Raw genomic sequence first — 23,105 nt, 5'->3', positions numbered from 1 at the left:
GATTATGAAAATTTTGAAAAACGGATTGATGTTGGTGGGAATGCTTTGTGTGATAAGCAGCTTGATATTTGCGGTACAGAACACTATGGGCAGTTCCTCGAATGATGCAAATGACCAAGCTTTGAATGATGGTGAAGGGGGAAATTCGTATAAATATAAGGTACGGGCTATAGATATTCCTACCGATTTAAATTTTGCGGATGAAAGTGTTCCGGTGGATGACCCAGAGGTCATGGAGCGCATCGATAGGGAGTTTTTGGTGAACACCTACTGGCAGTCCAATGCCCTTTTGCTCATGAAGAGGGCCAATAAATACTTTCCGATCATAGAGCCCATTTTGAAGAAAAATGGTATCCCTGATGATTTTAAATATCTGGCAGTGGCGGAGAGTGGTTTGCAAAACTTGGTTTCGCCAGCAGGAGCTACGGGATTTTGGCAAATTATGAAGGGAACCGGAAAAGATTACGGCCTAGAGATCAACGACAATGTGGATGAGCGTTACCATTTGGAAAAATCCACGGAAGTAGCCTGTAGGTATTTAAAAAGTTCCAAGGAGAAATTTGGAAGCTGGACCCTTGCTGCCGCCTCCTACAATGCAGGTCCCTATGGTATAAAAAGGTACCAAGGGGTGCAGCAGGTCGATGCTTACTACGATCTGTTATTGGGAGAAGAAACGGGAAGATATGTATTTAGGATTTTGGCCATCAAGGAAATTTTGTCCAATCCAGAGAAATATGGGTTCGAAATAGGAAAGGATGATCTTTATACCGCCGTCCCTACCTTTAAAATTGAAGTGGATACTCCCATAGCCAATTTTGCCGATTTTGCCCAGGACTATGAGATCAACTACAAGATTCTGAAAAGGCATAATCCATGGTTGAGAGAGGCCCATCTGAACAATGGCTCCAAAAAGAAGTACGTGATTGAAATTCCAAATAAGGGCTATTATAAGGTCTCCAAATAATGATATCATTTGTTAGGGAGAACCTTTGGCAAGTTCTATTGGGGATCAATTATATATTGGTCATCATCTTTTCAATTATCATCGTTTTAAAGAACAGTCATCCTGTAAGAACACTTTCTTATCTGTTTGCACTGGCAGCCCTTCCTTTTTTGGGGTTGCTCGTGTATTATTTTTTCGGTCAGGATTATAGAAAGGACAAAATTTTTGAAAAGAAGTCCGTCCTTGATAGTTCCAAGTTAAAAGAATGGAGGGAATCCTTTGAATTCACTACCAAAGAGAACGAAGAATTCGAAGAAGAGTTTGGGGAGGGAATATTTAAAATATACAGGCTTCTGCAAAATAACGATAAGGCTGTGGTGACCTTTCAGAATAAAGCTGAAATCTTGGTCAATGGCGAAAAGAAATTTAAATTATTGCTCAAGGATCTAAAAGCTGCCAAATCCCACATCCACTTGGAATACTTCATTGTTGTCGATGATGAGTTGGGAGGCCAAATTTTGGATATCCTTTGTGAAAAGGCAAAAGAAGGGGTGGAGGTACGACTGATTTATGATGATGTAGGCAGTAAGATCACCTCCAAAGTAAAACAAAAATTAGGGGATAGTGGGGTAGAGCACCACGCATTTATGCCCGTGATATTCACCAAGTTTACCAGTAAGTTCAACTATAGGGACCACAGGAAAATTGTGGTCATAGATGGTAGTATAGGATACGTTGGCGGTATCAACCTAGAAAAAAAATATGACAACACCTATGATAACAAGGTGTTTTGGCGAGACACCCACCTTAGATTGGAGGGGGATGCTGTAGGTTCCCTGCAATCTACCTTTCTATTGAATTGGGATTTTGTTTCCAAAGCCAAGATCGACATAAAGAAAGTGATTAAAAACCCGCTTCGGGAAACGAATAATACCACTGCTGTTCAGATTGTTGCCAGCGGACCAGATACCGATTGGGCCAGTATTATGGAGGCCATGTTCTCGGCTATTAACTCTGCCAATGAATACATATACATTACCTCTCCATATTTGATACCCAACGCTGAAATTTTGGCAGCATTGACTACGGCCTCCAGGAGCGGGGTGGAGGTGAAACTTATCATTCCCAAGGATTCGGATTCTTGGGCAGCCAAATACGCCACGGATTCCTATATAGAAGAATTCTTGGATTCAGGAATAGAAGTTTACCGCTACTGCAAAGGTTTTGTACATGCCAAAACAATCGTAATAGACGATTGCCTAAGCAGTATTGGTACCGCCAATCTTGATTATAGAAGTTTTTCCATCAACTTTGAAGTCAATGCCATGCTTTACGATACCAGGATTTCCAAACAGATGAAAAAAATATTCATGCAGGATCTAAAGGATTGTGAAATGGTGGACGTTGAGCGATGGAAAGACCGTTCTCTTTCCAGAAGATTAAAAGAGTCCTTTAGTAGGCTCTGGTCACCGTTGCTCTAAATTTTCTTCATTTGCTGTTGCATCATTTTTATCTGATCTGTCAGCATATTTTGTTTGTCCAGTTTCTTGGCTTCGTTAAGTAAGGTGGTAGCCTCCCTTTTGCGACGCTTCTGCATGGCTATTCCCGCAAGGCTCAATTTGGCCATCGCAACATCATAATCCATGGACAATCCCAGTTTAAGGGCCTTTTTAAAGTATTTTTCGGCTTGGGTAAGGTTGGTCTGTGAAAAAAGGATACCGTGCAAATAGTTATAGTACCCTTGTTGTTTTGTGGTAAGGGCCGCCTCTGGATCTTTGATCTTATCGAGCCATTTTTGTGTTCCGGCCATATCTTGCTTACGCATTCTTAGGAAGGCAAGCAGTATCATTTCATTCCTGAAATAAAGGAATATAAAAATGGTGGATAACAATATTAAAAAGATCCCATTACCGATGTTCCCCTCTATAAATTGGTAGATGGCATAGGCAATGATTAATCCGGCGATGATAAGTTTGAAAATTTTATTGAACATGATTTATTCGTTAATTAATTCGTAAGTAACTTTTGATTTTATAGTGGTAGGTATCTTTTGATCGCTCATTTGGGCCATTACGGAAACACCTTTGGTTAGTCCCTCCACATTCATTTTGGAAATAAACCCATTGCTTCTGTTGGTGGTGATCGTTGTGTTTTGTGTCCCGGTCAGTTTCATGGTGCTGGCAGGCTCCACAACATTCATGGTGACCACGGCTTTCCCAGTAATTGTGGCGGTTTTTTGGGTCAACTCTTTCAGCGTCCAAACGGTAGTTGCGGCCAACTTGCCACTATATTCATTTTGCCAGGTATTGCCAACTTTTATTTTTTTGACGGGATAGATATAGGTCATTTGCTTATAACTATTTGAAAGTGCTTCAGATCCAAATTCTTTTTCCAACGATTTTTTCATCATTTTCATGGAAAATTCATCTTCCAGTCCAGAGGCTTCCGTCATTTTGGTAACTAGGGCATCCCCTCCCTTGACCTCAAGAATGTCGCCATTTTTTGATAGGGTCATTTTAACGGGACTGTTCAGGATACTATGGAAAATATTGGATTGCATGTCTCCGGGCGTTACCTGTTTTGCCCTCACGTTCATTAATTCTCCCTGTATACTGGAGGTCATCTTCAGATTCAAATCTTTAAAAGTAAGACTGATGATGTAGTTTTCCTCCTTTATTCCGAGTACCTTAAACTCCAAGATCCCGTTCATCTGGTTTATTATTTCATGGGTGGAGCCATCCAATTCCTGTACAATGGATTGGTGGGCATTCTGTTTTACCCGAAAAACATCACCAATTTTAAGCGTATACTGGAGGGTGGTTTGCCCGTTTATAGTGGTGATGAATAAGGTAAATAGTAAAAAAGAGAGAAATTGTCTCATGAAAAAAATAGGTTCCTGAATAATCGACCGCAAAAGTAATAAAAACAATCGTAAATATTTTTTTAATTAGATTTGCCAAAGCAAAAACTCTTTGTATATTTGCGCCCAGTTTTGCCCTAGCTAGAGCAAGACAATTATTAAAGATTCATAAGCACTTTTAAAAATATTCTGGGATGAGCAAAAGAACATATCAACCATCGAAAAGGAAGAGAAAAAACAAACATGGCTTTAGAGAGCGCATGGCAACGGCAAATGGTAGAAAAGTTCTTGCCAGAAGAAGAGCTAAAGGAAGAAAAAAACTAAGTGTATCTTCAGAGCCTAAGCATAAAAAATAATGTTTATATTGTTGTTAAAAATATTAAGGTGTTACTTTTTATAAGTAGCACCTTTTTTTTGTTTATTAAATTTTAGATTAAATACCATATCCAATGCCAAAAAGAAAAGATTTAAAATCAGTGTTGATTATAGGATCCGGTCCAATTGTGATCGGACAAGCATGTGAATTTGACTATGCAGGGTCACAGTCCTTACGCTCCCTGCGAGAGGATGGTATAGAAACTATTTTGATCAATAGCAACCCGGCTACCATCATGACAGATCCATCGATGGCAGATCATATTTATTTGAAGCCTTTAAACACAAAATCTATCATTGAGATATTGAAGAAACATCCCAATATAGATGCGGTCCTGCCAACTATGGGAGGGCAAACGGCGTTGAACCTGTGTATCGAGGCAGATGAAAAAGGAATCTGGGAAGATTTTGGCGTGGAGCTCATAGGAGTAGACATCGATGCGATCAATATCACTGAAGACCGTGAGAAATTCCGTGAACTGATGTTGAAGATTGGCGTGGGAATGGCGCCACAGGCTACAGCTACTTCATTTTTGAAAGGTAAGGAAATTGCTCAGGATTTTGGTTTTCCATTAGTGATCCGTGCTTCCTACACCCTTGGGGGAGCTGGTGCTTCCATCGTGTACAAACAGGAAGATTTTGATGAAATGTTGAGTCGTGGTTTGGAGATCTCTCCTATCCACGAGGTAATGATAGATAAGGCCCTTTTGGGTTGGAAGGAATACGAATTGGAATTGCTAAGGGACAAAAATGACAACGTGGTTATTATTTGTGCCATAGAAAATATGGACCCCATGGGTATCCATACCGGAGATTCCATCACCGTGGCACCTGCCATGACGCTTTCTGATAAAACATACCAGAAAATGCGTGATATGGCCATCTTGATGATGCGTAGTATAGGTGATTTCGCAGGAGGTTGCAATGTGCAGTTTGCGGTGAGCCCGGATGAGAAAGAGGATATTATTGCCATTGAGATCAACCCAAGGGTTTCCCGTTCATCGGCCTTGGCCTCCAAAGCCACGGGATATCCGATAGCTAAAATTGCTACCAAATTGGCCATGGGATATCATTTGGATGAATTGGACAATCAAATCACAAAATCCACTTCCGCTTTGTTTGAGCCTACGCTAGATTATGTGATCGTGAAAATCCCACGATGGAACTTCGATAAGTTTGAAGGATCCGACAGAACATTGGGACTTCAGATGAAATCGGTAGGGGAAGTAATGGGTATTGGTAGGTCTTTCCAAGAAGCGTTGCACAAAGCCACCCAGTCCCTTGAAATAAAAAGAAATGGTTTGGGAGCCGATGGTAAAGGCTATAAAGATTACGATCAGATCATCAGCAAACTTACCATTCCGAGCTGGGACCGTGTCTTTGTGATCTATGATGCCATTCAATTGGGGATACCTTTGAGCAGAATCCATGAGATTACCAAGATAGATATGTGGTTCTTGCGTCAATATCAAGAATTGAATTTCTTGGAAAAGGAAATTGAAAAGTACAATATAGAATCACTGCCAAAGGATTTGTTGTTGGAAGCAAAGCAGAAAGGTTTTGCGGATAGACAAATTGCACATATGGTAGATTGCTATGAAAGTGAGGTCTATAACAAGAGATCTGCTTTGGGCATCAATAGGGTCTATAAGTTGGTAGATACCTGTGCGGCAGAATTTAAGGCCATGACCCCTTACTACTACTCTACTTTTGAGGAGGAAATTGAAACTGCCGACGGCAAAAGATATGTGGAGAACGACAGCGTCGTTTCCGATAAGAAAAAGATTGTCGTGCTTGGTTCGGGACCAAACAGAATTGGCCAGGGTATCGAATTTGATTACTGTTGTGTACACGGGGTATTGGCCGCAGCAGAATGTGGCTATGAGACCATTATGATCAACTGTAACCCAGAAACCGTGTCCACCGATTTCGACACGGCGGACAAACTTTATTTTGAGCCGGTGTTTTGGGAACATATCTACGACATTATCCGTCATGAAAAACCAGAAGGTGTAATTGTCCAATTAGGAGGGCAGACTGCATTAAAACTGGCCGAGAAATTGGATAAGTACGGAATCAAAATCATAGGAACCAGCTTTAAATCTTTGGATTTGGCCGAGGATAGGGGAAGTTTCTCCAGATTGTTGCAGGAGAACAACATTCCTTTCCCAGAATTTGGAGTAGCAGAAACGGCCCAAGAGGCACTGGAACTATCAGATCGCTTGAATTTCCCACTATTGGTAAGACCATCCTATGTATTGGGAGGTCAGGGAATGAAGATTGTGATCAATAAGGAAGAATTGGAATCACATGTGGTAGGGCTTTTAAGATCTATCCCTAACAATAAATTGTTGTTAGACCATTATCTGGACGGTGCCATTGAAGCGGAAGCAGATGCCATTTGTGACGGTGAGGATGTGTACATCATAGGAATTATGGAGCACATTGAACCTTGTGGGATACATTCCGGTGACTCCAATGCAACTTTACCACCCTTTAATCTAGGGGAGTTTGTGATGCAGCAGATCAAGGACCACACCAAGAAAATAGCTTTGGCCCTAAATACTGTGGGACTGATCAACATACAATTTGCCATAAAGGACGATATTGTTTACATCATTGAAGCTAACCCAAGGGCATCACGTACGGTGCCTTTTATAGCCAAAGCCTATAAAGAGCCGTATGTAAACTATGCTACCAAGGTGATGTTGGGGGAGAAAAAGGTGAAGGATTTCACTTTCAATCCACAATTGGAAGGCTTTGCGATCAAACAGCCGGTATTCTCTTTTGATAAATTCCCGAACGTGAACAAGAATTTGGGCCCTGAAATGAAAAGTACAGGGGAGAGCATCCTATTTATAGACAATCTGAAGGACGATGAGTTCTACAACTTGTACCACAGACGTAAAATGTATTTGAGCAAGTAAGATCAAGAACAAGCCCCTAAAAAGGGGATTGTTACAACAACAAAAAAAAAGCCCTGTAAATTCTTTTACAGGGCTTTTTTTGTTTGGAGTAGAACTGTTATGACCCCCACTCAGTATGGAAAATCCCTTCCATATCTACCCTTTCGTAGGTGTGGGATCCAAAATGGTCCCTTTGCGCCTGGATCAGGTTCAATGGCAGCCTGCTAGAGGTATAGGCATCAAAATAGGTCAGGGAATTGGATAATCCCGGCAATGGTATCCCATTGGTAGCCGCATAGGCAACAACTTCCCTGGCGGAACCAACGGTTTCTTGTACTTTATCCACAAAGGCCGGTGCCAACAATAAATTGGGGACATTCTTATCTTTTGTATAGGCAGAGGAAATATCTTCCAATAAGGCAGCTCTAATGATACATCCCGCCCTCCATATTTTGGCGATCACCGAAAGGTCCAACTCGTATCCGTATTCCTTGGAAGCGTCCTTCAACTGGTGAAGCCCTTGGGCGTAGGTGTTTATAAATGCAAAGTACAATGCAGCTTCCGCCATTTTTACAAGTTCCTTTTTATCTATCGCCTTTGGTTCTGGCCTTCCGTAAAGTTTATCGGCCATTACACGTTCTTCTTTTAGGGCGGAAATCTCGCGCATGCTCACTGCAATATCAATAGAAGGTACCGGAATACCGAGGTCCATTGCATTTTGGGAAGTCCATTTTCCCGTCCCTTTTTGCTTGGCCTTGTCCAATATTTTATCTACCAAATCGCCAACGCCCTGGTCATCTTTTTGCTGGAAAATTTCTGCGGTAATTTCTACTAAAAATGATTGCAATCGGCCTTGGTTCCATTCGTGGAAAATGCCATGCAGTTCATCATTGGTCAATCCGCCTGCTTTTTTTAATAGGTCATATATCTCCGAGGTCAACTGCATCAAACCATATTCGATACCGTTGTGGACCATTTTTACATAATTACCTGCGGACTTAGGTCCCAGATAGGCCACACAAGGTTCCCCGTTGAATTTTGCGGAGACCGCTTCAAAAATGGGCTGGACCTCTTTGTACGCCTCCTTATTGCCACCGGGCATGATACTTGGACCTTTTCTGGCGCCTTTTGCACCTCCAGAAACACCGGATCCAAAAAAATGTATCCCCTTTTCCTTTAAATAGGATTCCCTACGGTCCGTATCGGTAAAGAACGAATTTCCGCCGTCTATAATAAGGTCGCCCTTTTCTATTTCAGGCAACAGGCTTTCTATAACAGCATCCACAATTTTACCTGCGGGGACCAAAAGCATAATTTTCCTTGGCTTGGCCAGAGATTGTACAAAGGTTTTAATGTCCGTGGAGGCATTGACCTTTTTGGTGTTGCCACCTTCTTCGATAAGGGCATCTACCTTTTCTTGATCCAAATCATATCCGAAAGCCGAAAAGTTGTTATCGGCCACATTCAATATAAAGTTGCGTCCCATGACGCCGAGACCAATAAGCCCAAAATCGTATGTAGTATTCTCCATAATTATTTTTTGTTGTGAATTAGAGGAATTCACCATGGTTATGTTAAGTAATTTACGTTGTAAATTGTATAACTCAAATAAGTTTTATCTTAGCGCTCGAATAGAACGATTTCAAAATTAATTTAAAATATCGACTTTTGGGCCTATTGTTTTTTTTGAAACTCCCAATCTATCTTTTTAGGCCTATTTTGTTAAATAAATGGATAATTTCCAATGCAATTGCTATAAAATATGAATAAAACTGCAAATCAGATGCTGGTTATTTTTGGTGCTTCGGGAGACCTTACCGCTCGAAAGTTGGTCCCTGCCCTTTTTAATTTATACAAGGGGAAACATCTTCCAGAAAATTTTATAGTGTTGGGAGCAAGCAGGAGCAATATGTCCGATGAGGAGTTCAGACAAAAAGTTGTTTATGAAAGCAGTTATCTAAAGGAAAGGGTCAAAGCTGGGCAAGAGGATTTTATAAAGGCCTTCTCCGACAAATTGTTCTATGAAGATTTGGGAAAGGATTACGATACCGACTATACCAATATCTCCAATCGAATCAAGGAGCTAAATAAAAAATTTGGGACAAACGATAATTTCATATTCTATTTTTCAACGCCTCCCAATCTGTACGAGGTAATAGCCAAAAATCTCTCTGATCAAGGATTGAATGATGAATCTAAGGGGTGGAAGAGACTCATCGTAGAAAAACCATTCGGCTACAGTCTTGAAACCGCCAAAGGGTTGAACAATGGACTCCAAAAGTATTTCAACGAATCCCAGATATATAGAATAGATCATTATTTGGGCAAGGAAACGGTTCAGAATTTATTGGTGACCCGTTTTTCCAATAGTATCTTTGAGCCTCTATGGAACAGGAACTATATCCATCATGTAGAGATTACCAATGCGGAAAGTGTTGGTGTAGAGAAAAGAGGGGGGTATTATGATAAATCAGGGGCCCTGAGGGATATGTTCCAGAACCATTTGCTTCAAATAGTATCATTTATTGTGATGGAGCCACCTATTGATGCCAGTGCGGAGGAAATTAGGAACGAAAAGGTTAAAGCTTTAAAATCCCTGCGTATCATGAGGGATGAGGAGACTTTGGCAAAAAATACCATAAGAGGTCAATATTTGGCATCTGAAATTGAAGGAAAAAAGGTAAAGGGTTACCGGGAAGAAGATGATGTAGACCCCCAGTCTATGACAGAAACCTATGCCGCTATCAAATTTTTTGTAGATAACTGGCGATGGAAGGACGTACCCTTTTATGTGCGTACCGCCAAACGGATGCCCACCAAGGTAACGGAAGTGGTAATCCATTTCGAATCTCCCCACCATCAAATTTTCAAAGACTCCGATATGAGCAATAAGGATAACAAATTGATTATCCGTATTCAGCCCGATGAGGGAATAATGATCAAATTTGGGGTCAAGGTACCTGGCCAGGGCTTTAAAGTGGAACGTGCCAATCTAGACTTCTATTATTCCAGCCTGTCCGAAACCAATGTAATGGAAGCCTATGAGCGTTTGTTGTTGGATGCCATGCAGGGAGATGCCACCCTGTATGCCAGAGCGGACGAAGTGGAGGCAGCATGGAGTTTTGTGGATCCCATCCTAAATTATTGGGAAAATAGTCCCGACGTTCGAACCTATGGTTATTCTGCAGGAGTTTGGGGACCAAAAAATGGGGATGATCTCATTGAAGGCAGTATGGGATGGAGAAACCCCGGAGAACATATGGCAGACGATCCAGGATTCTGCGTAATTTGTTAAAACTATACTATGGAACTTAAAATATATACAAGTAAAGAAGAAGTGGCCAAACGTTTTTCGGAATATTTGGTAAAACTCACCAACACTGACAAGGAGGTCCATATTGCCCTTTCAGGTGGGAGTACCCCTAAGATTGTGTTTGATATGCTCGCATCAGATTTTGAAACGGAGATCAATTGGTCGATCGTTCATTTTTATTGGGGAGACGAACGATGCGTGCCGCCAACGCACGAGGAGAGCAATTACAAAATGACTGCAGAGCACCTGTTCGATAAAATTAATATCCCCAAAGAAAACATTCATCGAATTTATGGGGAGGATGAACCAAAAGTAGAAGCGGAGCGATATGCTCAACTTTTGGACGATAGGTTGCCAAAGTTCAGGAATATACCTCAATTTGATCTGGTCATTTTAGGTATGGGTGATGATGGGCATACCGCCTCTATCTTTCCCCATGAAATAGAACTTTGGGATGCCAAAACCAATTGTGCAGTTGCCATACATCCAGATTCGGGACAGCGAAGAATTACTATTACAGGGAAAATAATTAACAATGCGAAGGAAGTGGCCTTCCTGGTAACAGGTGCTGGAAAAGCTGAGAAAGTTGAGGAAATAATGAAGAAGGACGGGGATTATATTTCGTACCCGGCTTCTTTGGTAGCGCCCACTTCTGGCCTGCTGACCTGGTTTTTGGATTCGGATGCGGCCACCGGGCTTATGTCAATTCGAGGGTAACGTTTTCCGTTTTTAGAGCTTCCAAGTGTTCCTCCAGTTGAAATTGGGCAGAAGTAAACTTGGTATTGCGCAAAGTAGCCTCATTCTTACGTTGGATACTACGTGCAAACCGCCTGACCCCTTGTTTATCTGTAAGTAATAGGCCAGGTACGGGAATGTTTTTTCCGTTGGCATCTTTGGCCACCATGGTGAAATAAGAGGAATTGCAGTGTTTTACCTTACCCGAGGTAATATTTTCCGATTCTACCCGAACGCCAACGACCATGGACGTTCTTCCTGTATAATTGATGGATGCCTTTAAAGTGACCAATTCCCCAACTTCTATAGGGTTCAAAAAGTCCACTTTATTGACCGATGCCGTTACACAATAGCTCTGTGAATGTTTGGAAGCACAGGCAAATGCAATCTGATCCATTAGGTTAAGGATATATCCACCGTGTATTTTCCCTCCAAAATTGGAATGTGCCGGAAGCATTAGTTCAGTTAATGATACACGGGTCTCCTTTGGTGTCTTAAACTTGGTCATATGGTCTAGTTTCTAAAATGTGGTGATTTTTCTGGCTTTACATCGGTGATAAAATATCGGGTGTCCCCCAACCATGCGAAGGTTCTGAAGCGCTCTATATAATTTACCTTAACATACCTTCCCTGATATTCCTGAAGCTTTTCTATGACTTCCTTATCTTTATCCAGCACGGAGAATGTAAAGATCTGGGCCCCGGAAATACCTTGGCTGATCTCTCCTTCCCAAGTTTTGATCATGACCCCTTTGTGACTGATTTTTATAAGTTCTCCTGAACGTACCCCATCACTGTAGGGGACATAATAAATAAAAGTGTAGTACAAGGACAAAATGACTACCAAAGCCGTAATTCCTATAATCAGAAACTTTTTCATAATTCAAGTTTAGGTTCTTCTTCAAAATCGTCTTCAAGATCGTCTTCCTGTGCACGTTTTAAAATGGATTCAGGGATCGATTTTTTAGCTTTCGCTCCCATTTTTTTAAGTTTTTCGATACTAGTAATGATATTGCCTCGGCCATCTACCAATTTGTTCATGGCGCCTTTGTATTCTTGTTTGGCTTCATCCATTTTTTTGCCCACCTTGGTAAGATCAGAAACAAAACCTTCAAATTTGTCATATAAAGCTCCTGCCTGACGGGCAATCTCTATGGCGTTACGCTGTTGTTTTTCATTGTTCCACATACTGTCTATGGTCCTCAGGGTTGCCAAGAGGGTAGAAGGGGTCACAATGATGATGTTTTGTTCAAATGCTTTGTTGTACAGGGAATTGTCATTATTGATCGCAATGGCGAAAGCAGGTTCTATGGGAACGAACATCAGGACGAAGTCGGGACTCTCCATTTCATAAAGGTCCTCGTATTTTTTGGCTGATAATTGGTCCACATGCCTTCTCAGGGAATTCACGTGGTCCTTCAAGAACTTATCACGCATTTCCTCTTCCGCATTCACATAGCGCTCATAATCCGTTAAGGATACCTTGGAATCCACGATCATTTTTTTTCCGTCGGGAAGGTTGATGATCACATCGGGCAAAACGCGCGTACCGTCCTCTCTTGTAAAACTTTGCTGAACCGTATATTCGCGGTCCTTTTCCAAGCCCGATTTTTCCAAAACACGTTCCAGCACCAATTCGCCCCAATTTCCTTGCATTTTGCTGTCTCCCTTTAAGGCTTTGGTAAGGTTTTCCGCTTCTTGGGTAATCTTTAGATTTTGGGTCTGCAAATTTAACAACTGTTCCTTGAGGGCAGAATGCATACCTACGCTTTCCTTCTGGCTGTCCTCCACCTTTTTTTCAAAAAGCAAGATCTTTTCCTGAAGGGGAGTAAGTATGTTCTTGATGTTTTCCCTGTTCTGTTCCGTGAATTTGGTGCTCTTTTCGTCCAAAATTTTGTTGGCCAGGTTCTCGAACTCCTTGGTGAATTTTTCCTGGAGCTTTTCAACTTCCTGCTTTTGCTCCCTATTTTTAAGTTCCAGATTCTCCAAATCTGCCTGGTAACGTGTAATCTGGTTTCCCAATTGTTCCTTTTCAGAGCGCAGGAGATTCCTTTGGTCTTCGTTATATTTCAATTTTTCTTCCAAGGATGAAAGGTTGAAACGCAACTGCTGTTCCCGCTCAACCAGGGCACTCTGTTCCGATTTGGTTTTAAGATTTTGGATGTAATGACCGAGAAAAAAGCCAAGGCCCAAAAATAATATGCCAATAATGATGTAGGTAATCAATCCGTCCATTTATAATTAGTTCTCTAAGGTAAAGATAAAGGATTGAACTTAAATTATCATCCAAGGTTATCCTTACTTTTTAACTTTGAAAGATCCAGTTTGACTGTCGAAAGTTATGGTGTCCGTAGGAAATAGGTTTTCAAAATTCTTGTTGGAAATTAGCTCACAGGGCTCCCCAAAACTACTTTGCTCTTTTTCCATGATCAACATCTTGTCACATAATTGAATGGCTATCTCAATTTCGTGGGTGGTAAACAAGATGGTCTTTTTGGTTTCATGGGCTATATGCCTCAGTAATTTTAGGATGTGGACCTTGTGGTAGAGGTCCAGATGAGACGTGGGCTCGTCTAACAACATAATGCTGGTATCCTGCGCCAAAGCCCTTGCTATCATTACTTTTTGGAGTTGTCCATCGCTGAGCTCGTAACATTTTTTATGCTTTAGCTCTCCTATTTGAACCAAAGCTATGGCATCATTTATTTTTTCCTTGTCAAGATCGGTCAGGGTGCCGATCCAATTGGTATAGGGCTGTCTACCCAGACTTATGAGTTCTACTACAGTCAGGTTCTTCGAAGCAATGGGTTCTGTGAGGACCACACTGATCTTGGAAGCCAATTCCAACGGATCGTGCAAGGCAAGTTTCTTTCCATCCAAATAGATTTCCCCTCCCAGACTAGGTTGTACCCTTCCCAAGGTGCGCAGTAAAGTGGATTTTCCGATACCGTTGACTCCAACAATGGCTGCCAATTCCCCTTGCTGCAAGGAAAATGAAATATCCTGGGCTATCCTATTTTGCTGCTTTTTGTGCTGATAGCCTATGGATAGCCTAGAGGTACTTAGGGCGATATGTGGATTTTTCGTGTTGATATTTTTGACTTTTCTGTTTATGTTGCCTATTGATATTCCTTAAAAAACCATATTCCGTTTGCGTACCAATAACCAAATTACCACGGGAGCACCAATAATAGAGGTAATCGCGTTAATGGGCAGTACATTGGCAGATGTTGGCAATTGGGCGATGGTATCACATACCAACATCAAGATGGCTCCATATAAAAGTACAGCGGGAACCAGAATTTTGTGGTCTGTGGTATTGAATATTTGTCTTGTTAAATGGGGCACGGCCAGACCAACAAATGCAATGGGCCCTGCAAAAGCAGTGATACCTCCGGCCAGCAGGCCGGTCGCCAATATGATCAAAAACCTTTTTTTGATAATATCCACTCCCAGACTACGGGCATAATTTTCTCCGAGAAGCATGGCATTTAAAGATTTTATGGCGGCGATGCTCAAAAGTATTCCCACAATAATAATCACGAACAAAAGTCCCAATTGGGGCCAAGATAAATTTCCAAGGCTACCAAATGACCAATAGATGTATTGTTGAAGCTTTTCTGCATTGGTAAAATAGGACAAAACACTAACCACCGCTGCTGTGATACTGCCAAACATCAGACCTATAATTAAAAGTGCCATGGTATCCTTCACCCTGGAGGCAACGGCCATTACAGCCATTAGTACCAAGAAACTACCAATACTGGATACGATGGCCAATGAAATATCATTGACCAGACCAAAAGTGAAAAAACCTGAGAAGAAAGAGGATCCCATGATCAGTAGGGCAGCACCCAAACTGGCTCCTGAGCTAATCCCCAGGACAAATGGCCCGGCAAGGGGGTTGCGAAAAAGTGTTTGCATGAGCAGTCCACTTAGAGCAAGTCCACCACCAACCAAAACAGCTGTCAATGCCTTTGGGATTCTGTAATTCCATATAATATAACCCCAAGTTTCATTGGTAGAAGGCTCATAAAAGAGGGTCTGTATGGTATCCATGAATGGAATGGCCACAGATCCCAAACTAATATTGATCCCAAAACAAAGCATCAATCCCAGGAGTAACAGGGCGAAAGGTATTGTATAGGATTTGGGAGCCTGCATTTATTCCAAGGGTTTAAAAAAGAAGGTTTGATATTCAGGTAACAATTCCGGGTGGAAGATATGGATCAGATCTTTGAGGACCAAATCGGGCCTATTTGGTGCCAATTCATAGTATAGTAGTCCTCCCGTGGTTCCTTTCGAATTGGCAAAGGTATATATACTACGATCCTTAAAGGCCTTAAATTGGGTGTAGTGCCTATTGCCTGTTTCCAAGTGGTCATAAGAAGTAAACTGGGAGGGTGATATCCAATAATCTGCTTCTTTTGCGGTATCCAGTACACTTTCCAAACTTAGGGACAAACTTCCAGATTCTTCCGTATCTTTCCAGAGATAGTTGGCGTTGGCATCTGTAATAAAGTTGGAAGCCCAGCTTTTTCCTCCAGGTAAATACCATACATCTTTATAAAGGGCACCGCTTAATACGGTGGGCTTCACCTTGGCCCTCTTTGCCAGTTGTTTGGCCTGGACGTAACTGGTTTCTATGCTCTTGAATATGGAATCGGCTTTCTTCTCCATATGGTAAAACGGGGCAAAGAATTTGATCCATTCCGCTTTTCCCAGAGGTGTTTCTTCGGTCCAGTCCCCATTGTAAACCACAGGGATGTTCGACTTTCGTATGGTATTATAAGCTTTGTTGCTGTTGTCAATACTGAATCCCACCACCAGATCTGGCTGAAGGGCGATAACCATTTCGGTATTGATGGCTTCATTGTTTCCCAATTCCTGAATTTGATCTTGCGCAATTCTCTGCCTAGTTTTTTCGGACGAGATATAATCTGTATTTGGGAACCCAACAAGGGTGTTCTCTACACCCAGAGCCTCCAAAGCGGGAATGTGGGTAGTGGATGTTACGACTATCTTTTCAATGGGAGTGGCAATTATGGCGTCATATTTATCCCTGTCCAAGGTTATAAAGGCCAGTTTTTCCTTTGGGACCAGAGCATAGGTAAAGGCGGCTTCGGCATTTGGCCATGGAGAGGTTATTTTAATTGTGGTAACACCTGAGGCAGCGCTAGAAATGGAGAATCCTTGTGCATGCGAAATTGTATTGTTTTCTGCTGGTATCGATTCTCGGATTTGCTCTTTGGGTCCCTGTTTACAGGACCAAAAGGTCAATAAAAGGACAAGACATTGTAAAGTTTTCAAAAAATATTGATTTTGGTCTTTAGGCAAAAGTAGTATTTAATTCTTGATTGAGATTTATACCTGCCAGGACAGTTCATGTTTGGGAACCTTATCCTTGGGTCTTACTATTTCCATAAATTAAATGAAACGAGTCGATCTATTGGGATAGACCTGAATTCATGAAACTCCGTGATGATGTAAGGTCAATTCCGGGAAACAATTCTAGAAATGGTGTGACTCTTATAAAAAAGGAGTAACTTCGATCCGAATTTTGGTTCCTATTATTTTTTATAGGATTAAAAGGGAATTCGGTGAAAATCCGAAACTGTTCCCGCAACTGTAAGCTTTGCCCCAATAACGGGTGCTTGTTACAACTTCAAAACCACTGTTTATGCTGATGTATGCAGCACTTATCCCAAGGATAAGTTTTATAAATGGGAAGGTTCGTAGCAAGACGCAAGTCAGGAGACCTGCCATGTTCATAATTAAAATGAAAAGACTTTCGGGTAAAAGGTCTTCATGGATATGGGAACAAAGCAGTTACTTCTTATTTTATCACTCCTGTCTATTTGGATAGGTACCGCACAGCGCGACAGTACTATTGTCTTGGACGAGGTGATCTTGAATGACGCCAAGTTGAAGCATTTTTCCCAAGGTCTCAAGGTACAGGTACTCACCGATTCTACGATTCATAGAAATGGTCCGTCCCTGACCAATGTATTACAATTCAATAGCAATCTATATTTTAAAGAAAATGGCTATGGAATGGTGTCCTCCGCCTCCTTTAGGGGGACCAATGCTTCTCAAACGGCAGTAATTTGGAACGGGATCAATATCAATTCCCAGTTGAATGGCCAGACCGATTTCAATACCTTGAATCCACAGAACTATAATTCGGTTTCCGTTAGAAGCGGTGGGGGCAGTGTGCAATATGGTAGTGGCGCCGTTGGTGGCAGCATATTACTCAATGATTCCTTTTTGTTTGAAAAACGTTTTTCAAATACCGTACAATTGGGTTATGGCAGTTTTCACACCCGAAGATTTGATTATGGGTTGACTTTGGGTGCACCCGAAGCCGCTCTGAATTTTGGTATCAATTACAATGCTTCCGATAATGACTATAAGTATCTGGGCACGGATCAAAGAAATGAAAATGGGGAGTTTGAAAACTTAAATATTAATGCTTCTACAGGCTATGTAATTTCCAATTCACAAATATTAAAGTTTTATCATACAACCTTTTTTGGCAATAGAAACTTTTCTGGCACGTTGACTGCCCCATCAAATGACAATTATAGGGATATAAATTCGCGCACCTTGGTGGAATGGAGCCATTTTAATGATGGAAGTGTAAAGCGGGTTAAAGCAGCCCATCTCTACGAAAGGTATAGGTATTATTTCAATAGGGAACGGCCAGAATTTACCTTCGGTAGATCAAACACATATATCCTAAACTACGATACCAAATATCAATTTGGAGATATGACCGTCAATGGGATAGGAGAGGTCAACGTCATTTATGCCGATGGCTCTAGCATTGAAAATGCCACAAGAAACCAAATATCGGGGACGCTTCTTTTTTCCCATGAATTAACATCGAAATTCAATTACGGGTTAAATATCAGGAAAGAACTGGTCACCGATTATAGAAGCCCATTATTGTTTTCTTTGGATAGTAAGTACCAAGCAACACAGACCTACCAGATCAATCTAAATGCCTCCAAAAATTTTAGAATCCCCACGTTTAACGATCTGTACTGGTCTGGTGCCGGAGCGATGGGCAACAAGGATCTTGTCCCAGAGTCATCGGTCCAAGCAGAATTGGGCCATACTGTGAACGGTAAAATGTATCGGGTCAATTTTACCACCTACTATATCTCTTCTGACAATTTGATACAGTGGAGACCAAACAAGTCTGGGGTTTTCATTCCACAAAATGTCACGGAGTCCTACCAGTATGGAGCTGAATTCGAATTTGATCTAAAAAAAGAATGGAGGGGGCATGGGCTGCATTTCAATAATTTGATGGCATACACCAAATCCATGGACCAGCAAACCAAGAACCAATTGATCTATGTTCCCGAATTCAAATGGACCTCCAATATAGCGTATCAGTTTAAAAAATGGGACCTGTACTATCAATGGATGTACAATGGCCCAGTTTTCACCACAACGGATAACAGTGAAGTGCTTGCTGGGTATGGGATATCAAATATAGGTGTGGAGCACGATTTTGAGATGACCCATAAAATAAAATGTACCCTAGGTCTCAAGATCAATAACCTCTTGGATAAGAATTATCAAAATGTGGCATATAGACCTATGCCCAATAGAAATTTCAACCTTCAATTAATAACTAAATTTTAAACAATCAACGCAATGAAAAGTTCATCAATTTTGACCGGCATTTTTATTTTTGGCCTTTTAACGGTATCCTGTAGTACTGTTGATGGCGAACAGACCAATGAACCATTGGGCGCTTACGAAAATGGAATACTTATTTCCAATGAAGGACCTTTTGGAAATGGAACGGGAACGGTAACTTTTGTATCCGATGACCTTAGTATCTCAGAAAGTTCAATTTATAAGACCGTGAATGGTGAAGATCTGGGCAACGTTGTCCAATCTATCGGATTTGATGGAGATCTGGCCTATATAGTGGCCAACAACTCCAACAAAATTATTGTGGCAAATCGCTTTTCATTTAAAAAAATGGGGACCATAGCGGAAGGATTGAACAATCCCAGGTATTTTGTGGCCGTGGACAATACGGGTTATGTGACCAATTGGGGAGATCCATTTGATGAAACAGATGATTATGTGGCCATCGTTAATTTGCAAAATTTTACGGTAGAGGCAACGATACCTGTAGTTTTGGGGCCAGAGAAAATCTTGGCCAAAAACACTACCCTCTATGTGGCACATCAGGGTGCGTATGGGCAAAACAATAAAATAACCCTAATAGATATCAATACCAAGATGGTTTCGGAAACCATCACAGTGGGCGATGTACCCAACTCCCTAGTATTGGACGACCAAGAAAACTTATGGGTGCTTTCTGGGGGCAATCCAAGTTATACCAATAATGAAACCGCAGGAGTACTGACCAAAATAAATACATCAACCAATGATGTTACGGCAACATTAAAATTTCAGGGAACCGATCATCCTGGCCTATTATGTGCGGATGGAACAGATTTATATTACCAATTAAATGGTGCGGTCTACCATATGAACGTTACAGACAATACCTTGCCTTTAGGTCCAAGATTAGAGGGAGTTTCATTTTATACCATGGTTGTTGCAGATGGCAAATTATATGGGACCGATGCAAAGGATTTTGCAAGTCAAGGAACATTGACCGTGTATGATCTCGCTACCGTTAGTGTTATAAAGGAACTAACCATGGGAATCGTTCCTGGCGGAATATATTTCAATTAGACAAAAGTGTTTTAAAAGAAAAAGGGCCTAGTAAAATACTAAGCCCTTTTTTTTATGATTATTTTTTTTCTATTCCATCAAGGAAGGTAGTTCTTTGTCCAAATACATGTTATCGCGCATCGGAGTAAACATTTTAGAGCTACTCAACAAGTCGACCGGCATTTTTACAGTAAAGTCAACTTTGGCCGAAACTCCCGTAATTTCTTGGATCGCCCTTGCCAACAACGGCTCGTTTTGATCCCCTAGCTGACCCAGGTTGCTCAAGTCCTCACGGAGTTCTATATCTGGGGTAAATCCAGCGGTATAATCAAAAAATCCAACGGAATTCTCATTTCTACCCACGAGTGGTTGAATCCCCCAAGAATTCTTGGTATTGATGTTTTTTTCAGAAGAGGCACCATAGATGTAACTATTGGATGCATTATCGACCAAGGTAATGGAGAATTCATTTTTGCCCCTTGTGGTTGTTCCTATATGTACCACTTCCACATATGGGTCCAAACCGTTCATGACCAATTCACTTGCAGAAGCAGAACTTCCCGTTGCCAAGACGTAAACCTTGTTCAAATTCAAAGTATTGATGGCACTCCCAGCGCCAGTCTTATCTGCGAAATAATCATTCAATTGCGCAGAGCTGAGTTGGGGTTGTATTTTACTGTTCCAACGTTGGCGGATGTACAAATCGTTCGTGTTGGTGCCATAGACCATACTTGATAATAAACGGGAGGAATTAACGGAACCACCTGGATTGTACCTGAAGTCCAACACAAGATCGGTCACCCCTGCGGCTTTCAAAGTTCCAAAGGCATTGTTCAATTCTTCGTCAAAATTACTGGTAAAACCATTGTACATCAGATATCCGATTTTTTTACCACTGATATCGAAGGTCTTGGTTATAAACACCGGATTTTCAACCAAGCCTTCAAATTTGGTCAAGGCTACCTCTCTATTGTTGGGGGTAATCGTATTATTGCTGATGTCGGCCATGTTCAATGTATAGCTATCGGCATCGCCAAACAGTAGATCGATATAATTATCGGCATTTAATGAAACTCCATTTACCCCTGTAAAGATATCGCCTCTTTGAATGGCCTTGGTAGAGGCATCTGAATTGGGAACAATGTATCGTACATATCCAAATATGTCATTCCCCTCCCCGTAAAAGGAAAGTCCAAATTCCAATCCATTGCTCTTGGATACCCCGGCGAAGGATTGCACCAATTCTTTATAATCATCCGTAAAAAAACTAAACCTGTCCTCAGAAAAACGCAATTTGTTATCAAAGAAGAGTTCAGGGTCAAGTTCGGATTCCAAAAATGCAGTATATTCTGCATCGGTAGTAAATTTGGTGTCCGACAGGTTGGGAACGTTCCCTTGCCAAAAATACCAAAGGTTCATGGCCTTCCACATAAAATCCTGGACGGTGACATCAGTTGTTCCAACCGGGTCCGGAGTGTCAGGGTTGGTAAATAAATTCTCGTCCTTACTACAACTGGCAATAAACATACCTATCCCTAGGGAAAGGATCAATATCTTTTTCATAAATTCTTTTTTAAATCAACATGCTCAAATACCGTTCCATCTTTTTGGATGCAAAGCGCACTGATTGAGGGAGGTAGTGGGCAACTTTTTTTATAATGGTCGAATAATAACGGTGTAAATTACTGAGATAATTAATAATAAAAAATTATTTGTAACAAAAATCGTTATACTTCGTCTTGCTATTAAGAACCATTTTATGGTTTGAAACAACCAAACCAACAATGAAACAAGCTGAATTTTTAAATGTGGTGATGCCTTTTAAGGATAAGCTATATCGACTAGCAAAGCGCCTATTGATTTCAAAGGAGGAAGCGGAAGATGCCACACAGGAGATTTTGCTGAAACTATGGGCTAAAAATACCAAAATGTCCAATTATAACAATGTGGAGGCCTTTGCTATGACGATGACAAAAAATTTTTGTCTGGATCGTTTAAAGTCGAAACAAGCCGGTAATTTAAAATTGGTCCACAGTAATTATAGGGACGAGAATATTTCTTTGCAAGGACACATAGAGGCCATTGATAGCGTTGCCTGGGTCCAAAAAATAATGGAAGAATTGCCCGAACAGCAAAAAATGGTATTACAATTGCGGGATGTTGAACAGTACGATTTGGATGAGATAGGAGAATTGTTGGATATGAAACCAACGGCAGTGAGAGTGGCCTTGTCAAGGGCAAGGAAAGAAGTGAGAAATAAACTAATGGAGAAACACAATTATGGAATTGGATAGAATAGATACGTTAATGGAAAAGTATTTCGAGGCTACTACCACGGTAGCAGAGGAAGAAATGTTACGGGAATATTTTTTAAATGAAAAAGTAGCGCCACATTTAGAGCAGTATATCCCATTATTTCAATTCTTTTCCATGGCCAAAGAAGAGAAGTACAGCAAGCAACTACCTTTAAAACCTAGAAAGAACTATTTCAGATGGGGGTCCGTTGCAGCAGTTGCAATTCTGGTATTTGGCATTTATTTTGGTAATAAGTACCAAGAACAAAGAGAAGCGGAATACGCTTATCAACAAACAAAAAAGGCGCTTACCCTTTTAGCGGCCAATTTTAGTCGTGGGACTGAAAAGGCAGCCTATTTAAATGAATTTGAAGTAACCAAACAAAAAATTTACAACAACAATTAAAACAAAAAGAAATGAAAAAGATTTTCGCAATATTAGTAATGGCCCTTTTGTCCTATTCCGGGTTTTCACAGTCCATGTTCGATAAATATGAAGATTTGGACAAGGTGAGTGCGGTAGTGGTCAATGAAAGTATGTTCAAATTATTGAGCAAGATAGAGGTCGATATGGACGATCCAGAGGCCAAGGATTATATGGAAATAGCCAGGAGTATTAAAAATTTAAAAGTTTTTATCACCGAGGATAAGGGCATTTCCGCAGACATGAAATTGTCGGTAGACAAGTATTTAAAAACGACCTCCTTGGTGGAGCTGATGCGGGTTAAGGACAAGGATGCCAATGTGAAATTTTACATCAAAAGTGGCAAGGATGAAGATCACGTAAGCGAATTGTTAATGTTTGTCACCGGTATCAATGGTTCTAATATGGACGTCAATGGACGTAAAGTGGAGACTGTTTTACTTTCTTTGACCGGTGATATTGATCTGAATAAGATCAATGCCCTGACCAAAAAAATGAATCTGCCACAAGAATTGAACAAGGCAGGAAAAAACAATAAAAAGTAATA

At 41.0% G+C, this 23,105-nt stretch carries 21 protein-coding genes and 1 riboswitch; of the genes, 11 read left to right on the top strand and 10 right to left on the bottom strand.

Translation table 11 applies throughout. The features are described from left to right. Positions 1-4 precede the first annotated feature (4 nt). Both WAA86_RS12720 and cls read left to right on the top strand, forming a co-directional pair. Positions 5-964, top strand: a complete 960-nt coding sequence (locus tag WAA86_RS12720) for a lytic transglycosylase domain-containing protein (RefSeq protein ID WP_337301394.1) — start codon at positions 5-7, stop codon at positions 962-964. After that, a complete protein-coding gene (gene cls / locus WAA86_RS12715) occupies positions 964-2,424 on the top strand; it encodes a cardiolipin synthase (protein WP_337301393.1) in 1,461 nt (486 codons plus the stop codon). Before WAA86_RS12720 ends, cls begins: the two co-directional genes overlap by 1 nt. Here the strand turns inward: cls and WAA86_RS12710 are convergent. Beyond that, entirely contained in the window at positions 2,421-2,936 is a 516-nt protein-coding gene (locus WAA86_RS12710) for a DUF2892 domain-containing protein (protein ID WP_337301392.1), read from the bottom strand. The genes cls and WAA86_RS12710 overlap by 4 nt on opposite strands. Before the next feature lie 3 nt (positions 2,937-2,939). Continuing rightward, positions 2,940-3,824, bottom strand: coding sequence for a DUF6263 family protein (locus WAA86_RS12705; RefSeq protein WP_337301391.1), 885 nt, complete (start codon positions 3,822-3,824; stop codon positions 2,940-2,942). 173 nt (positions 3,825-3,997) lie between these two features. On the opposite strand from WAA86_RS12705, the gene rpmH reads away from it, so the two are divergent. Both rpmH and carB read left to right on the top strand, forming a co-directional pair. Beyond that, positions 3,998-4,159: a 50S ribosomal protein L34 gene (rpmH, locus tag WAA86_RS12700; protein WP_337301390.1), complete on the top strand. Its 162-nt coding sequence runs from the start codon at positions 3,998-4,000 to the stop codon at positions 4,157-4,159. Between the two features lie 93 nt (positions 4,160-4,252). Then, positions 4,253-7,105: a carbamoyl-phosphate synthase large subunit gene (carB, locus tag WAA86_RS12695; RefSeq protein ID WP_337301389.1), complete on the top strand. Its 2,853-nt coding sequence runs from the start codon at positions 4,253-4,255 to the stop codon at positions 7,103-7,105. Positions 7,106-7,202: 97 nt separating this feature from the next. On the opposite strand, the gene gndA is transcribed toward carB, so the two are convergent. Beyond that, on the bottom strand, positions 7,203-8,615 hold the full coding sequence (gndA, locus tag WAA86_RS12690; RefSeq protein ID WP_337301388.1) for an NADP-dependent phosphogluconate dehydrogenase: 1,413 nt from the start codon (positions 8,613-8,615) through the stop codon (positions 7,203-7,205). A 231-nt stretch (positions 8,616-8,846) separates the two neighbouring features. Between gndA and zwf the strand changes: the two genes are divergently transcribed. Then, positions 8,847-10,379: a glucose-6-phosphate dehydrogenase gene (gene zwf, locus WAA86_RS12685; protein WP_337301387.1), complete on the top strand. Its 1,533-nt coding sequence runs from the start codon at positions 8,847-8,849 to the stop codon at positions 10,377-10,379. A 9-nt stretch (positions 10,380-10,388) separates the two neighbouring features. Next, on the top strand, positions 10,389-11,114 hold the full coding sequence (pgl, locus tag WAA86_RS12680; RefSeq protein WP_337301386.1) for a 6-phosphogluconolactonase: 726 nt from the start codon (positions 10,389-10,391) through the stop codon (positions 11,112-11,114). Here pgl and WAA86_RS12675 read toward each other — a convergent pair. The 6 genes from WAA86_RS12675 to WAA86_RS12650 all read right to left on the bottom strand — a co-directional run bounded on the left by WAA86_RS12675 (position 11,095) and on the right by WAA86_RS12650 (position 16,441). Next, positions 11,095-11,640: an acyl-CoA thioesterase gene (locus tag WAA86_RS12675; RefSeq protein ID WP_337301385.1), complete on the bottom strand. Its 546-nt coding sequence runs from the start codon at positions 11,638-11,640 to the stop codon at positions 11,095-11,097. The genes pgl and WAA86_RS12675 overlap by 20 nt on opposite strands. Positions 11,641-11,645: 5 nt before the next feature. Then, complete coding sequence (locus WAA86_RS12670) at positions 11,646-12,011, bottom strand: 6-phosphogluconate dehydrogenase (protein ID WP_337301384.1); 366 nt, start codon at positions 12,009-12,011, stop codon at positions 11,646-11,648. Further along, complete coding sequence (gene rmuC, locus WAA86_RS12665) at positions 12,008-13,366, bottom strand: DNA recombination protein RmuC (protein WP_337301383.1); 1,359 nt, start codon at positions 13,364-13,366, stop codon at positions 12,008-12,010. Before rmuC ends, WAA86_RS12670 begins: the two co-directional genes overlap by 4 nt. Positions 13,367-13,429: 63 nt before the next feature. Beyond that, entirely contained in the window at positions 13,430-14,224 is a 795-nt protein-coding gene (locus WAA86_RS12660) for an ABC transporter ATP-binding protein (RefSeq protein WP_337301506.1), read from the bottom strand. A 39-nt stretch (positions 14,225-14,263) separates the two neighbouring features. After that, positions 14,264-15,295: a FecCD family ABC transporter permease gene (locus WAA86_RS12655; protein ID WP_337301382.1), complete on the bottom strand. Its 1,032-nt coding sequence runs from the start codon at positions 15,293-15,295 to the stop codon at positions 14,264-14,266. Continuing rightward, positions 15,296-16,441 carry an ABC transporter substrate-binding protein gene (locus WAA86_RS12650; RefSeq protein ID WP_337301381.1) on the bottom strand — a complete coding sequence of 382 codons (1,146 nt, stop codon included), beginning with the start codon at positions 16,439-16,441 and terminating at the stop codon, positions 15,296-15,298. A gap of 234 nt (positions 16,442-16,675) precedes the next feature. Continuing rightward, positions 16,676-16,912: riboswitch (cobalamin riboswitch) on the top strand. A 27-nt stretch (positions 16,913-16,939) separates the two neighbouring features. Between WAA86_RS12650 and WAA86_RS12645 the strand changes: the two genes are divergently transcribed. Both WAA86_RS12645 and WAA86_RS12640 read left to right on the top strand, forming a co-directional pair. Next, positions 16,940-18,787, top strand: coding sequence for a TonB-dependent receptor plug domain-containing protein (locus WAA86_RS12645; RefSeq protein WP_337301380.1), 1,848 nt, complete (start codon positions 16,940-16,942; stop codon positions 18,785-18,787). Positions 18,788-18,799: 12 nt separating this feature from the next. Next, positions 18,800-19,861 carry a DUF5074 domain-containing protein gene (locus WAA86_RS12640; protein ID WP_337301379.1) on the top strand — a complete coding sequence of 354 codons (1,062 nt, stop codon included), beginning with the start codon at positions 18,800-18,802 and terminating at the stop codon, positions 19,859-19,861. 69 nt (positions 19,862-19,930) lie between these two features. Here the strand turns inward: WAA86_RS12640 and WAA86_RS12635 are convergent, their stop codons facing one another. Beyond that, on the bottom strand, positions 19,931-21,403 hold the full coding sequence (locus tag WAA86_RS12635) for a S41 family peptidase (RefSeq protein ID WP_337301378.1): 1,473 nt from the start codon (positions 21,401-21,403) through the stop codon (positions 19,931-19,933). A 221-nt stretch (positions 21,404-21,624) separates the two neighbouring features. Here WAA86_RS12635 and WAA86_RS12630 point away from each other — a divergent pair, with 221 nt between their 5' ends. Genes WAA86_RS12630 through WAA86_RS12620 form a run of 3 tightly spaced genes read left to right on the top strand, consistent with a single transcriptional unit; the run spans position 21,625 to position 23,103 of the window. Continuing rightward, complete coding sequence (locus tag WAA86_RS12630) at positions 21,625-22,134, top strand: RNA polymerase sigma factor (protein WP_337301377.1); 510 nt, start codon at positions 21,625-21,627, stop codon at positions 22,132-22,134. After that, on the top strand, positions 22,121-22,540 hold the full coding sequence (locus WAA86_RS12625) for a hypothetical protein (protein WP_337301376.1): 420 nt from the start codon (positions 22,121-22,123) through the stop codon (positions 22,538-22,540). Before WAA86_RS12630 ends, WAA86_RS12625 begins: the two co-directional genes overlap by 14 nt. An 11-nt stretch (positions 22,541-22,551) precedes the next feature. Continuing rightward, the gene (locus WAA86_RS12620) at positions 22,552-23,103 is read left to right on the top strand and encodes a DUF4252 domain-containing protein (protein WP_337301375.1); all 552 of its coding nucleotides are present in this window, start codon (positions 22,552-22,554) and stop codon (positions 23,101-23,103) included. Positions 23,104-23,105 lie beyond the last annotated feature (2 nt).

It is taken from the genome of Sediminicola sp. 1XM1-17 (assembly GCF_037203765.1).
Taxonomy (GTDB): Bacteria; Bacteroidota; Bacteroidia; order Flavobacteriales; family Flavobacteriaceae; genus Sediminicola.
The sequence above is the reverse complement of the archived record's forward strand: the minus strand, read 5'-3'. Positions and strand labels throughout refer to the sequence as shown.

Excerpts from the sequence above, each read along its gene's own strand:
- WAA86_RS12720 (WP_337301394.1), top strand. The coding sequence starts at position 5 with ATGAAAATTTTGAAAAACGGATTGATGTTGGTGGGAATGCTTTGTGTG.
- cls (WP_337301393.1), top strand. The coding sequence starts at position 964 with ATGATATCATTTGTTAGGGAGAACCTTTGGCAAGTTCTATTGGGGATC.
- WAA86_RS12710 (WP_337301392.1), bottom strand. The coding sequence starts at position 2,936 with ATGTTCAATAAAATTTTCAAACTTATCATCGCCGGATTAATCATTGCC.
- WAA86_RS12705 (WP_337301391.1), bottom strand. The coding sequence starts at position 3,824 with ATGAGACAATTTCTCTCTTTTTTACTATTTACCTTATTCATCACCACT.
- rpmH (WP_337301390.1), top strand. The coding sequence starts at position 3,998 with ATGAGCAAAAGAACATATCAACCATCGAAAAGGAAGAGAAAAAACAAA.
- carB (WP_337301389.1), top strand. The coding sequence starts at position 4,253 with ATGCCAAAAAGAAAAGATTTAAAATCAGTGTTGATTATAGGATCCGGT.
- gndA (WP_337301388.1), bottom strand. The coding sequence starts at position 8,615 with ATGGAGAATACTACATACGATTTTGGGCTTATTGGTCTCGGCGTCATG.
- zwf (WP_337301387.1), top strand. The coding sequence starts at position 8,847 with ATGAATAAAACTGCAAATCAGATGCTGGTTATTTTTGGTGCTTCGGGA.
- pgl (WP_337301386.1), top strand. The coding sequence starts at position 10,389 with ATGGAACTTAAAATATATACAAGTAAAGAAGAAGTGGCCAAACGTTTT.
- WAA86_RS12675 (WP_337301385.1), bottom strand. The coding sequence starts at position 11,640 with ATGACCAAGTTTAAGACACCAAAGGAGACCCGTGTATCATTAACTGAA.
- WAA86_RS12670 (WP_337301384.1), bottom strand. The coding sequence starts at position 12,011 with ATGAAAAAGTTTCTGATTATAGGAATTACGGCTTTGGTAGTCATTTTG.
- rmuC (WP_337301383.1), bottom strand. The coding sequence starts at position 13,366 with ATGGACGGATTGATTACCTACATCATTATTGGCATATTATTTTTGGGC.
- WAA86_RS12655 (WP_337301382.1), bottom strand. The coding sequence starts at position 15,295 with ATGCAGGCTCCCAAATCCTATACAATACCTTTCGCCCTGTTACTCCTG.
- WAA86_RS12645 (WP_337301380.1), top strand. The coding sequence starts at position 16,940 with ATGGATATGGGAACAAAGCAGTTACTTCTTATTTTATCACTCCTGTCT.
- WAA86_RS12640 (WP_337301379.1), top strand. The coding sequence starts at position 18,800 with ATGAAAAGTTCATCAATTTTGACCGGCATTTTTATTTTTGGCCTTTTA.
- WAA86_RS12635 (WP_337301378.1), bottom strand. The coding sequence starts at position 21,403 with ATGAAAAAGATATTGATCCTTTCCCTAGGGATAGGTATGTTTATTGCC.
- WAA86_RS12630 (WP_337301377.1), top strand. The coding sequence starts at position 21,625 with ATGAAACAAGCTGAATTTTTAAATGTGGTGATGCCTTTTAAGGATAAG.
- WAA86_RS12625 (WP_337301376.1), top strand. The coding sequence starts at position 22,121 with ATGGAATTGGATAGAATAGATACGTTAATGGAAAAGTATTTCGAGGCT.
- WAA86_RS12620 (WP_337301375.1), top strand. The coding sequence starts at position 22,552 with ATGAAAAAGATTTTCGCAATATTAGTAATGGCCCTTTTGTCCTATTCC.